The organism is [Chlorobium] sp. 445 (assembly GCA_002763895.1).
Lineage (GTDB): Bacteria > Bacteroidota > Chlorobiia > Chlorobiales > Thermochlorobacteraceae > Thermochlorobacter.
The window spans coordinates 39,130-52,691 of the sequence record NSLH01000011.1 but is presented as its reverse complement, the minus strand read 5'-3'; the positions used below and the strand labels follow the sequence as shown (position 1 = coordinate 52,691).

Genomic DNA, 13,562 nt, shown 5'->3' with positions numbered 1-13,562 from the left:
TTAGTGCTGCTGCATTTTTTAGCTCGCTCTCAAATCATAGGTAGTGCAATTCGAATGATTTTTGCTAAGTTTGCTAGACTCTACATGTGCGAGCTTCAAAACATTTATGTACTGCAGCAATGAAAAACAAGAAAGCAAAAAGCAATAAAGCGAAAAACAAAAACGAGAAACTCCCACCGTTTGTCAACGAACCACCTACAGACTTCAGCGATCCTGCAAATTGCCGTGCAATGGAGCGGGCTTTGCAAAAAGTAAGTGCAAAACTTGGTGGCGATTATCCTGCAATCATTGCAGGCGAAAAAATCTGGCGCGATGAGAAAATCATTTCCGTCAACCCGTGCAACTATCGTCAAGTCATTGCGACATTCCCGAAAAACACACTTGATGATGTTAATGCAGCCATTGAGGCGGCATCAGAAGCCTTCGAGCACTGGCAATATACGCCCGTGAAATGGCGCTCAAAATTGCTCCTAAAAGCCGCAGAAAAGATTCGTAGGCGTAAGCACGAGTTTTCAGCGGCAATGGTATTTGAAGTCGGAAAAAATTGGGTAGAAGCGGATATGGATACAGCTGAAGCGATTGACTTTCTGGAATTCTATGCGCGTAGCGTGCTCCGACTAGCGGACGAACAACCTGTAACACCGACGCCGAAATGGGTTGGCAAAGAAAAAAATGAAATGGTCTATATCCCGCTTGGTGTAGGCGTCATCTTGCCACCATGGAACTTTCCGCTGGCGATTCTGGCGGGAATGACAACCGCAGCGTTAGTAACTGGCAACACCGTTGTGCTCAAGCCTTCCCCTGATGCGCCGTTCATTGCGCACATGTTCTACGAGGTGATGGAAGAAGTCGGAATACCAAAAAATGTCCTCAATGTGATTCATGGCGGCGCTGATGTAGGCGAAGCTTAGTGGCGCATCCAAAAACACGATTTATTTCCTTCACAGGCTCAAAAGCGGCAGGACTGCGCATCAACGAAGTGGCAGCAAAAACTCAAGAAGGACAAAAATGGATAAAGCGTGTCATTGCAGAAATGGGCGGTAAAGATGCGATTATCGTTGACCGAGAAGCTGATCTTGAAGCAGCAGTAACGGGCGTGGTTACATCGGCATTTGGATTTTCAGGACAAAAGTGCTCGGCATGCTCGCGTGCCATTATCGATGCGAAAGTCTATGACAAGTTCTTAGACCTGCTGGTTAAAAAAGTTGAAGACCTAAAAGTCGGTGATGCGGAAAGTAATGCCCCTGTAACAGCCGTCTCCAGTGAGCGCGCCTTCGAAAAAATCAAATCCTATATCGAGATCGGTAAGAGTGAAGCACGATTACTCACTGGTGGAACATGCGACAAAAGCAAAGGCTTTTTTATTGCACCGACTGTTTTTGCAGATGTGGCACCCACAGCGCGCATTGCACAAGAAGAGATTTTTGGACCAGTGCTGTCGTGTATCAAAGCCAAAGATTTTGATGAAGCCCTAAAAATTGCAAATGGGACAGAGTATGGGCTAACAGGAAGCGTCTATACGAAAAACCCAAAGAAGTTAGAGCGCGCCAAGCGAGAGTTTTATGTTGGCAATCTGTATCTCAATCGCAAATGCACAGGTGCACTGGTCGGCGTACATCCTTTCGGCGGATTCAACCTCTCTGGAACATGCAGCAAGACGGGTAGCAACGATTATCTATTACTTTTTGTGCAAGGTAAAAGCATTGCAAAAAGAGTAGGCTAGAAAATCATGCGCGCTTAGTGCGAGGGTAAGCGCGGAGGATTTTGGTGCATAGGAAGCGTAAAAGTAACGGTGGTGCCTTTGCCTAATTCTGACTCTGCCCAAATTTTGCCCCCGTGTAGTTCGACAATTTGCTTAGCAATAGAAAGACCAAGTCCTGTACCACGCGAGCCATGCTTGGAATTGGCTTGGCGATAAGCATCAAAGATGAGTTCAACTTCATCGGGTGAAATGCCTTCACCGTAGTCAATCACAGTAACTTGTGCAAAGGGGGTAAAGCGCTCCAAAATTTTCTCTAAGCGCACTTCAATCTGCGAGTGTGGATGCGAAAACTTGATAGCATTACTGACCAGATTATTGACAACGCGCACGACTTTATCAAAGTCGAAGTAGAACGAGAAGTCTTCAGGGGCGACAAATTTTTTGCTATCATCTCTTTTGCCTGCAAGTCAAAATGATTTTGCTCCAACACCAAATCAATGCAGAGTTCCAGATTTCGGTGCGTATAGTCTAATTTCACCATTCGGGATTCATACTTGGAGAAATCCAAAATTTCTTGTACCAAGCGCGTGATATTTGCAGATGATAGGTGAATCTGATCCATAATGTTGCGCAAGTGCTCAGGTGGCATCTGGCTGAAATCTGTTTGCTTGAGCATCTCGCTGTAGCCAAAAATGGCAGAGAGTGGCACCTTCATGTCGTGCACGACCATCGCAAAGAAATTATTGCGAATGGTCTCAAGTTCTTTGCGCTCTCGCTCAAGTTCCAATTGTTTGCGCAGATCGACCAGCACAGCAAAAGCGCCTGTCACGGAAACTTCGCCGCTTGCACGAAGAATAAGTTGCGGTTCAGCCGTCACTCTGAACGGGATAGCTTCACCGAGGCTACTGACAAGCAAAATTTGTTCTTCGGATGGCACGCCGCCTGAGAAGAGCACGGAAATTTGTCGCCTGACAGCTTCTACAGAGCTTGGATGCGCAATGTGTTCAAGTGAGTAACCTAACAGCAAGTCGTTGCCACGGTTGAGCAGACGCTTGAGCGCAGCATTGGCATACTCGATTTTGCCTTCCTGGTCAAAGATGATAAAGCCATACTCGACATTTTCGACGATATTGCGGAATTTAGCTTCTGAAGCAGTGAGATTCTCATTCAATTCTATGTTTTCAAGGTGTGTCGCTAAACTGCCTGCGATAAGTTCAATGAGGCGTACATCGTCCATGACCTCTTGAACAGACTTTTTGACACGCGCAAGCATTCTACCAAGAGAAAGAAATCCATAGAGTTTGCCTTGAGAGCCAACAAGAGGAATGATAAAGTTGATAAGACGATCTTCTCGTTCGACGTGTCCACAAAAGACCGCAAAAGCTTCTTCGGGCGTCAGCGCAGCAACAGATTCGGGCTCTGAGGCATGCGGTGCTTGCATGCGGCGATGCATTTCATACTCAAGCCACTGCAAATCATAACAATAAGCATGTCCAACTTGTTTGACGCGATTGCACTCTCTCATAGAAAGTTCCAAAAAGAGCGGATTATAGGTGGCTACGCCCTGAGAATAACTTTGGATAAGTGGCGCAATAGACTTGCTGGGCTGGTCATCTGAGAAGGCAACAAGTTCGGGGTGCTCCATGTAGTAGAAATCTGTAAGCGTCTGTTGTGTTTTATTGATAAGAGCACAGAGTACATAGCGGAAACTGGATTGTTCAACAGAACGCTCACAGACCATTTTAATTTTGTCGTGTGCGGAGATGGGTTGCGCAAGATGCACATCGAGTTCCAAAAGTTTTTGGATAAAGAGGCTCTTTTGGAAAAGCTCTTGAGATTCTTGCGCAAGATTTTCCGTGAGCAAAAAGTTTGTCAAATCTGCTGCTACGACGCTGATAAAAAGGTCAATTGCGGTCAAGCGAGTCATGGCTTCATTCAAGTCTTGGCAATCCAAAAAGTTGCCAAGAGAAATAAAACCTGAGACTTGCAAATCTGTTTGGGCACCAACATTGAGCGGTACGACCAGCGTATAATAGTCAGCTTCAGGTGAGGACTCACACATGCATTGAAAATACCGTGCTAAGTTTTGCGCACCGCTCAAGGGCTCTGCTGTATCATGGACTTCAAGCATATTTGCCTGTGTGGTCGTCGAAGCCGACAGTGAAGAGGAAGAGTCCCGCATAAGCACTTTAACTTGACGCAAATCGCAACAGTAGACTTTCAGAGGAAAGATTCTGAAATCATCGTGCCTAAAAAGTGTCGTATAAGCCTCATAGTTAATTTTTACGCCGGGACGAAACAGATTGTGGATGAAGTCTTTTAGGTTATGGGGTACTGCGCCAGCCATTGCACTTGAGCCATATTGCACGATACCGTTCGGATTGTACAAAACCACGCCAGAAAAATCCAAACCGGCAGCCTCAACGAGCGTATTGGTTAGTTTCTGGAGTTTCTCGCTAAGTGAAGTAGCTTGCGAAATTTTGCTACTGCCTTCAAAGAGCTGTGTCAGAGTCTTACTTAAGCGCAATTTAGCAGCAAGCTCCTGTTCGCGCTGCACTGCAATTTGAAGTAAGGAGCATTCATGAGAGAGACGCTCAGCAAAGAGTGTAATGATTCTCGTATGCTCAATGAATTCAGCAGTAAATTGCTCATCAGCAGGTAGCATCCACGCGCCGAGGCGAATAAAGCCTGTGATTTCTTTGTGCTCTGTATAGAGGGGAATCATCATCCGAACATGCAGATGCCCTTTGAAGTAGTCTTGCAAGAGCGCAGCGCCGACATGCAAGGTTTGACCTGATGCCACTGCGCGTAATTGCCTGGGCTCGAAGAAATAGCAATACCCTACTGAGAAACTCGGCGAGAAGAGAGTATCTAACACGCGTAAAGGTACGGGACGCCCGGGCTGATAGCGCTGTTCAAACTTGATTTTCTCAGAATCGGCGTCAATTTGCGGATGAGTAAACATATGTGCTGCCGTAACATGGCCTGTACGATCATACAAAACAATTGAAGCAGAAGTAAAACCGAGTTCCAAAACAATAGCTTCGGAAGCAATAGCGAACTTCTCTGAAATTGTCTTTGCAGATTGAATGCGCGAACTGGTTAGGAAAAAAGAATCTAAAAGTTCATGCAGGGTTTTGTTGAGCAAGGCATACTGCTTGCAGTCTGCTTGTGCACGCAGTCGAGCTATGTCGTGCGCAAACATATCACTCAAAAGTGAAGCAAGCTTAGTCTGACGCTGTAAAAACGCAAGGGTGTCCAGACGCTCTTGCCCCTCAGCCGGTTCAAGGTCAAGGCTGATATAGCCTAGGACGGTATTGCCAGAGAGTAAAAACAAAAACAAGCCAATGTCGGTATCTTCAAAAAAGCGCGCTAATAGTTTCTGCGAGAGCGTAGTGGAAAGCCATTCATCAGGAACTTTAACCCCATTCTCCAAAGCAGTTTGAATCGCTGAAAGTTGTTCGCCGCTTAAGCAGTATGAGTGCTCAACTTTGAGCGTAGGAGAAGAAGCGATGAAATCGCATAAGTAACGCGGTAGAGCAAAGTTAGGCAATAAGAAAGGACGCGGTGAAGGCTTTACCGATGAAGCGTAAAAATGACCTTGCGGAGATTCATCAGACGACTGAAAAAGCATAATGGCACAGTGAGAAAAACTGCACAGATTCACCAGAGCATGTCCCAAGACTTGAGTTTTAGACTCAATCGTTTTTTGCTCACGAATCTGCTGTGCAACAGCAAGAAGCAAATCCAGATGATTATCTGCACTGCCTGCAGTATTGAGTGAAAAGGGCGTATCGGTTACTGCCCTCATTTCGCTTGTTTGTTCGGGCTGAGCATCGGAAAGTCCCACAGACACATCAGAAGAAGGGACTTGCGACATCTGATGGGGTGCAGAAGTTTCAAGTAAATGCAGGCGGCGTTCTATTGCAAGTTCTGCAGTGCGAACATAGCTGTCAAGGACTTGCTGTAACTCCAAGACTTGCTCTTGAGAGAGGGCAATGTCGCGCAAACTTTCGCCGATGAAGCAGGCGCCGAGAAGTGAGCCATCGGTTTTACGCAGCGGCAGCATCACAGCATAGTGTCCGTTCACCTGCTGGCGCGAAGAGACGTTATAGAACAGAAAAAGAATTTCAAGTGGAATTTTGCGCGATGAGGCTTTATGTAAGCTTGCGGCACTTGCGGTGTGTCGTGATATGCGCTCCAGAGAAGACGCAGTCGACTTTGCTTGAGTAGAGGCGATATGGTTGCCAGTAGAGGTCATTTCCACAAAGGGTATTGGTAAGTACAGCGTCCCTAATGTCTGTTCAAGTTCGTGTTGTTCAAAGCAGTAGATGTTGTGGAAACGGTACTTCTTATGTTGAAAAAGCGCGTTGTAGAACTGCTTGAGCGTGTGTGCGGATGCAGCTAAGTGCTCAAGAAAAAAGATCGCGCTGGACAGTGCGAGATTGAAGCGAATGAAAATTCGCACAGCAAATCGAAAAATCATCTTTGAACAAGACAGTTGCTACAAACGAAAAGCAAAGTGTGCGTGCAAGACTCGAAGAGAGCAGATCAAGCGCATGAGCAACTGAATGAGAACGCTCCAACTCTTGCAAATAAGATTGCAACTCCTCTGAAATAAGTTTGGGAGAGCGATAGCGCAAGTGGCGCGGAGGCTCGCTATGCATTTCTGAAAAAAATTAGGTGTCGGACTCACACTCGAGGATGCAGAATTCGACTCACTCGCTGTCGAGGGGACAGAAACGTTCGCGCGGTCAGGGTCTATGTCGGTTCTATTGTTTTGCATTCTTATTTGTATCACCAACCTCCCAGCAGAACTAACCTATACAGCCAGAGCAAAATACTACGAGATACTACGAGATATTAAAGACGATAAAAGTGAGGATTGCCATCAGACCAAGGGCGATAGCAATGGCATAGTTTTGGGCAGTACCAGACTGCAACTGACGCAACGCTCCACCCAAAGCAAGCGTAGCTTTACCTAAGCTATTAAAAGCACCATCTAAAAATAGCCTCTCAAACGCATCGGAGCCGCGCGCCAATAGCCCTTGAAAAGGCTTAGTGACTACTGCGTCGTATAACTCGTCAATATAATACTTTTTAGAAAGTAGAAAACGCCATCTGCTCTCTGTCTCCATCGGTGATTTAGAGTAAGATGAATATGCAAGCCATAACCCGCCCAAAGCAATCACACTCGAGGCACCAAGCAAGACCCACTCCGTCGTGTGTGAAAGTGCATGCGTGAGGTCCGGCAAAGAAAGCCAACTGTGTAGAATGCCATGCTCGACCAAGACGGCAGGCAAATTTAACATGCCGCCCAGCACAGACAGCACAGCAAGGATCCAGAGGGGCAAGGTCATGGTCAGTGGCGACTCATGCGGAGGCTGATGTGTGTCGTAGCGCGGTGCACCTAAAAAATGTGAGCACATAAAGGCGCATGGTGTAAAAGGCAGTGAGTGCGGCGGTAAAAATCCCAACCCCATAGAGCAAGAACTGACCAGAAGCAAAGGTTTGTGCCAGAATTTCATCTTTACTGAAAAATCCTGCTGTGAGTGGAAAGCCTGCAAGGGCAAGCGCACTGACAAGAAAAGTGATTGATGTAGCTGGCATGGAGGCGTGTAAGCCACCCATTTTGCGAGTGTCTTGCTCTTCGTGCAAAGCATGAATGACTGAACCGCTGCCTAAAAACAAACACGCCTTGAAGAAAGCATGTGTTACCAAATGAAACATGGCGGCTGAAAATGCTCCAACACCCAGCGCTAAAAACATGTAGCCAAGTTGCGAAACAGTAGAATATGCCAAGACTTTTTTGATGTCGTGCTGCACGAGTGCAATCGTGGCAGCAATAAGTGCCGTGAGTGCACCAAGCACGGCAATAAGTATCATCGTCGATGTAGCAAGCGCATAAAGTGGAGCAAGGCGTGAGATAAGGTAAATGCCGCTTGTAACCATAGTCGCCGCATGAATAAGAGCAGAGACCGGCGTTGGACCAGCCATAGCGTCAGGTAGCCAAGTGTAGAGCGGAATCTGTGCAGATTTACCTGTGCAGCCGATAAAAATCAGTAAAGTAATCCAAAACAGATGTGTGTCATCAAAAGCGGAGGTTTGCTCGAGTATGGCATTGAAGTCAAGTGTGCCGATACGCTGAAAGATGAGAAACATTGCCACCAGCAAAGCAAAATCACCGATGCGATTCATCACGAAGGCTTTATTGGCAGCATCGGTTGTCGTGGAAATACCCACACCATCGAAGCGACGGTCATACCAGAATCCAATCAGCAAGTATGAACAAAGCCCAACGCCTTCCCAGCCAAGGAACATCAGCGGCATGCTTGAGGCGAGCACAAGATTGAGCATGGCGAAAATGAAAAGATTGAGATAACTGAAAAACCGTGCAAAGCCAGCATCGCCGTGCATGTAGCCAATCGAATAGAAGTGAATTAAGCCGCCCACACCTGTAACCACCAGCATCATCGTGATGGAAAGTGTATCCATCTGATAAGCCACAGTGATGCGCAAATCACCCGCCGCAAACCACTCATAGATTGGTGTGATAAAAAGTCGCAAGTCTTTTGGAAGTGAGAGCAGCTCAAACAAAATCCCAATGCCAATCGCAAAAGGAAGAACAACGCTAAGCGTAGAAAGAAGTCCAAGCAAGAATTCACGAGAGGTCTCGCCTTCACGGATGAAATTCAAGCGATCGAGCAAGCCGCAGATGAGAAATCCAGCAAGGGGTGAAAGCACTGCAAGGAAGATGTAGTCATGCATAAAACTGCAGATTAGCTAGTGAAATTTTTTTGTTTAGCCTTTTAGGAGATTGATTTCATCGATGTTGATGGTTTGCTTATTGCGAAAGAGCGAAATGATAATAGCTAAGCCGACCGCAGCCTCGGCAGCCGCAACGGTCATCACGAAGAACACCATCATTTGCCCTTGAATATCAACAAGAAAATGTGAGAAAGCGACAAAGGAAAGATTGACGGCGTTCAGCATCAGTTCAATGCACATAAAAATCACAATGGCATTGCGCCGCACCAGCACACCAACCACGCCAACCGTGAACATGAATGCAGAGAGCCAAAGGTAGTGGTAAAGAGAAATTTCCATGCTTACAGCTCCGTTTTTGTGTGAGAAAACTTAAAGCAATATACAAAAACTTACTACCTCTTTTTCTCTGAGCATGGCGTGTTCAGCAAAAAAGAAAAGGCTTGCACGCAAGCCTTTTTCTCTGTAACAACAGCAATGCGCAACTGCAATAAGACTCAAGACAAAAGAACAATCAATAGAAGGCAGGAATCTTATAGCGCACCTCCGCTAAGAGAAAGCGTGGGATAGCAGGCGAGGCGACCATTTCGCGCTGAACGGTATTCAGCAAATTCGTGGCAGAGACAGAAAAGAGCAGATCTTTCGTGATATTGATACCAAGGTTCAAATCGACGGTAACAAATCCGCCCAAGGGACCACGGTTGAAAAGAAAAGTAGCCGCAGCAGGATTTGTTGGACCAAGGGGCTGGCTGGGGTCGCGCGGCACAATCGTACGTGTGCCCTCACCGAAGCGACCTGCAAAATGAACGCCCGAGATGAAATCATAAGCTGAAACATATCGCACAGCAAGAGAGCCAAACAGGAGTCCATTGGCTAGACGCTCATCATTGCTGTCAAGAGGTCTTCTTCACGCGATGCAATAAAGCCGGGCTTGAAGACAAAATTGCGCAGTGCTGTGCGTGGTGAAAATGCAGATAATCCTCGGTCGCCTGCCTTAATCGAGTTGAGCAAGAAGGAATTGGCAAGTCCGGCGCCACTGCCAGCATAGTCAGGAAAGCAAGGCGTTCCAAGTGTATCTTTTGTGCCGCCAAAGCCAAAGGGAGAGCCTGGGGCGACAAGCGTTGCGCTGATAAGACGTTCAGGGCAGCGCAAGAGTAAGCCCCACACGACATTGCCACCTAGTGAATTGCCAACGACATGAGATCGCTGGATGTTCAGAGCGTCTGCAAGAGCCAGAATATCGTCGACCCAGTCGCCGACACCACGACGTGCATCAACGAATGCACTGCTATCGGCAGCGCCGAATCCACGCAAATCCGGTGCGATGGCATAATATGAGGCTGGCAGACGCAGCATAGTCTCTTCCCACCACGTCGCTGAAGAAAGATTGCCATGGATAAAAATGACCGGTATACCTGTTTCATTGCCCGAAAAAAGCACGCGTGTGCGTAGCCGAGGGGTTTGAACCATGCGCGCGCGAATGTTAGGCAAGGTCGGAATGCGCTGCAACTCAGGAGCAGCATCTTCAAAATGAACAGAATGATTGCTGGGCATAACTTGTGAGCAAGAGAGTTGCGTAAAGCAAAAAGACAATGCAAGCAGCGTCAGAAACAGCCGAATGTGTTGCATGTGGCTTCAAAAGTAAAATTTAGCCAAAGAGTTCAGTCAATACTTCGAGCAAACGGTCGTTTTCTTCAGGCAAGCCAATGCCAATGCGCAAACAGCGTTCCATCATCGGGTATTTTGAGACATCGCGCACCAAAATGCCTTTGGCTTTCAGCGCGTGAAAAGTCTCTTTCGGATAAGGGACCATCACAATGAGAAAGTTTGTGTCGCTCTCCAGTACTTGAATCGGTGTAATAGCGCGAAGTGCATGAAATACACGCTCACGCTCTGCAAGCACTTTCTGAATGGTCTCTTGAATAATGTGATAGTTGTCTAAAACCTTGATAGTTGCAATTTCAGCAAGGCGTGAGGAAGCAAAAGGAATCTTTGGCTTGAGAAGCTGGGCTGTAAGCATAGGATTGCTAATTGCAAAGCCAATGCGCAGACCTGCCATGGAAAAGGCTTTTGAGAGCGTGCGCAGAACAATCACGTTGGAATAATTTTCCAGAAGCTCGAGCGCCGAACGCTCACGAGAAAATTCTGCATAGGCTTCATCGACCAAGACGAGTGCACGCACTTCGGCGACAATACGCTCGACATCGTCAAACTTCATGGATTTGCTGGTCGGATTATTTGCCGTTGAAAGCACAATGAGAGTTGGCTGTGAGCGGTGAGCTTCTTCGAGAATTTGCTCGGTATCAAAGTCTAAGCTGGGTGTCATAGCAACATGCAGGCGCTCGGCTTCAAGCAGCGCAGCGACTTTATCGTAGAGCGAAAATGATGGAGCAGGAATCAGTACAGAAGCTGTAGCACGCAGCGTGGCTAAGAAAATGGTGTAGATCAGTTCATTAGAGCCATTGCCCATCATGATGCACTCTTTGGGCAGGTTGATAAACTGCGCATAGCGCGCAATAGCGTCCTCTGGAAACGTGTTTGGATAGCGATTCCAAGGCTCTTTGAGAAACGCCTCCATAATCTCACGCTTGAGCCAGTCGGGCAGGTCGTAAGGATTTTCATTTTGATTGAGTTTAATTTCAGCGTTCTGACCCCCTTCTACAGTGTAGGGCGACAGCGCACGCACACTTGGCTTGATGTGATCTAAGACATTAGCGTCAAGCTGAAATGAGAGCGGCATAATCAAGTTTGATTTTGTGATAAAATATCTGGCAAATCTAAAACAAAAAGAAAGTTTCTGCTGCAGTCCTAACTTGGTGCTCGAGCAGCGCTGGCTCATCCTGACATTTTTTGTATTTTTATGCAAACTTTTTTCACACTCATCTAATTTTAATCATGCCAATCAAAATCACTGTGTTGAACAACGGTCCTCTGAAAATCGAGGGCATTGAGGAAGCCTTTCAACTCTGCGACGCCAGCGGCGCAACATTTGACCTTGCAGGCAAAACGACCATCTTCCTTTGCCGATGCGGGGCAAGTCAAAAGAAGCCTTTCTGCGATGGTGCACACCGCACATGCAATTTTGTCTCTGAAGTGAAAGCGGATGCAAACAAATAATTCCCAAATGCAGCGTGTGGGTCGGGCAAGCAGCAATATGCAGTTTCACATGTATTTGTGCACTGGTGCATGCGTTGCAAGCGCAGACACATGATTCGAGCAACATAAACAGGAGCCTGCCCGACTCACTGCATGTGCAGCCTCATCAAACGCTGTCAGATGCAAATGGATTTTCAGACATTTCCTTTGAGCGTTTTTTGAACACGTATTTCTGGCGTGCAAGAGCCACATACTTTCACACATTTGGCGATTGGCAGCTTTCAGCAAGTGAGAATTTTACATCGAATCTGGCAGAATTTCTTAGCACTGCCAGCGAGCGCGCTGTGCGAGATGAAAATCAATTTCAAGCCGAGGCAAAAAAGCGCTGGAGTCAGACGTGGGGCGTTCAGGTGCAGGTCTCAAATTTTTTGCTCTCCGATAGCCGCAGTTTATTTCGCAACGATGCGCAAGCAAACGCACTTACAACAGGTGTCTTCTATACGCCATGGACATGGCTACTGCTGGAGACGAGACTTGGAGCAAAAGCTGAGCAGCAACTTGGACAACCTTCAAGCGGGCTCACCTATGCGGTGAGGGCAGAACTCGATAGCCTTGCCTTCGGGAATTTTCTTTTCGCAACAAATGCAAGGCTAAGTGAGGAATTTTTGCAACCGCGCCATAATCAACTGTTGAACGCACAAGCTGCACTACGCCAAACCTATGGTCGCACTGCCGCTCTATTTTTCTTAGGTGGATTTGAACGAGCGCAGCGTGATTTCTTTTCCAACGTCTTCATAGCAAATGCTCCTGAAGGTTTTACGACCACAGTTGAACGCCGAACAGAACGCAATCTTTACACAGTTGATTCGCTGACATATCAAGCTGATGAAAGACTCAGTGCAGCGGCACGATTTGAACTGCGATACCGAACCATAACGCGTGAAAACAGTCAGCAATTTTTAGACATCACACGCAATCTGTACGACAATGAAATCACGCAGCAACGTCTCTCTACTTTTTTAGGGGCAACTTATCAGACTGCGTCGCTGAATCTGGCGCTGTCATTTTTATATCAGCAGCAAGCAGAGAACTATCGTCCTATCAATGCGCTGCAAAACTTGCCAGAAGCGCAGCGCTTGGAGCGTCTAAGAGATAACGCACTTGAAGCAGCATCGCTGGCGTTTTCACTTGGCTGGGCTATTCAAAATGCAGATGCTCTGACGCTCAATCGATTCAGTGTGCAGTATCAGATGCGCGGATTCCGATTCGACACACCTTCGGCTGAAAACAATGACGACCGTGATGAGGTTAGTTATTTTCTTGCTGTGTCTGATAGTGTGCGCGTGAGTGATTTTTTGGGCTTGAGCCTGACAGCGATAGGGGTGTGGAGTCGTAATGTATTTATTTTTCGCCAGCAAAGTGCAAATAGCACCGATAATTTTATCTTGCGTTTTTCGCCAGCAGCGGTGTGGCAAGTGTGTAAAGGATTCAGAAACTATGCCGAGTTTGGTGTGCTAGCAAACTACACGGTGTATCCTTTTGAGACGCCGCTGCAAGTGCGCAGTTTTTCATTTCGTCAGTTTAGTGTGGTTGACTCCGCTGAAGTTTTTCTTTCCAAACACTTCTTTATTAAATTTCTCTACGACCAGCGTATCTATGAACGCGGAGAACTGTTTTGGGGAGAGTTTGCTGAGCGACCGCTCAATTCGTTTAACGATCGACTTGTACATTTTGAACTATGGTTACAGACAGATGTGCTCACGACTGCGTTGGGCGTAAAAGCATTTTTGCGTCAGCAATTTGGGTTTTTGAACGCAGAAAAGTTTTTGCAGCAAGAAGTGCTTTACATCGGTCCTACAGCGCAAGTGCAGTATCGAGCGCAGAATGCCGAGTTTGAAGCCCGAGGCTGGTATCAAGTTGAACAAATCAATGGGGCAGTGCAGCGCATTATTCCAAACTTAATTTTAGCGGTGCAATTTTCGTGGTAAGTAGCTCAGAA

Annotated in this window: 8 protein-coding genes and 2 pseudogenes; 3 read left to right on the top strand and 7 right to left on the bottom strand. The window is 46.8% G+C overall.

Features of this window, described 5'->3' with window-relative positions; genetic code table 11:
• Positions 1-230: 230 nt before the first annotated feature.
• Positions 231-1,723, top strand: a pseudogene (gene pruA, locus CMR00_06230) (L-glutamate gamma-semialdehyde dehydrogenase).
• Between the two features lie 14 nt (positions 1,724-1,737).
• On the opposite strand, the gene CMR00_06225 reads toward pruA, so the two are convergent.
• The 7 genes and pseudogenes from CMR00_06225 to hisC all read right to left on the bottom strand — a co-directional run bounded on the left by CMR00_06225 (position 1,738) and on the right by hisC (position 11,207).
• Entirely contained in the window at positions 1,738-2,091 is a 354-nt protein-coding gene (locus tag CMR00_06225; protein PIO48192.1) for a hypothetical protein, read from the bottom strand.
• Entirely contained in the window at positions 2,016-6,188 is a 4,173-nt protein-coding gene (locus CMR00_06220; GenBank protein ID PIO48191.1) for a hypothetical protein, read from the bottom strand. The genes CMR00_06225 and CMR00_06220 overlap by 76 nt, the downstream gene beginning before the upstream one ends.
• 367 nt (positions 6,189-6,555) lie before the next feature.
• Positions 6,556-8,470, bottom strand: a pseudogene (locus tag CMR00_06215) (NADH-quinone oxidoreductase subunit L).
• A gap of 33 nt (positions 8,471-8,503) precedes the next feature.
• Positions 8,504-8,809 carry an NADH-quinone oxidoreductase subunit NuoK gene (locus CMR00_06210; GenBank protein ID PIO48190.1) on the bottom strand — a complete coding sequence of 102 codons (306 nt, stop codon included), beginning with the start codon at positions 8,807-8,809 and terminating at the stop codon, positions 8,504-8,506.
• 172 nt (positions 8,810-8,981) lie between these two features.
• Complete coding sequence (locus CMR00_06205) at positions 8,982-9,311, bottom strand: hypothetical protein (protein PIO48189.1); 330 nt, start codon at positions 9,309-9,311, stop codon at positions 8,982-8,984.
• Positions 9,312-9,340: 29 nt separating this feature from the next.
• Positions 9,341-10,096, bottom strand: a complete 756-nt coding sequence (locus CMR00_06200; protein PIO48188.1) for a hypothetical protein — start codon at positions 10,094-10,096, stop codon at positions 9,341-9,343.
• Positions 10,097-10,115: 19 nt separating this feature from the next.
• Complete coding sequence (gene hisC, locus CMR00_06195) at positions 10,116-11,207, bottom strand: histidinol-phosphate transaminase (protein PIO48224.1); 1,092 nt, start codon at positions 11,205-11,207, stop codon at positions 10,116-10,118.
• A gap of 155 nt (positions 11,208-11,362) precedes the next feature.
• Here hisC and CMR00_06190 point away from each other — a divergent pair, with 155 nt between their 5' ends.
• Entirely contained in the window at positions 11,363-11,584 is a 222-nt protein-coding gene (locus CMR00_06190; protein PIO48187.1) for an iron-binding protein, read from the top strand.
• A gap of 14 nt (positions 11,585-11,598) precedes the next feature.
• Entirely contained in the window at positions 11,599-13,551 is a 1,953-nt protein-coding gene (locus CMR00_06185; GenBank protein ID PIO48186.1) for a hypothetical protein, read from the top strand.
• The last annotated feature ends 11 nt before the right edge of the window (positions 13,552-13,562 follow it).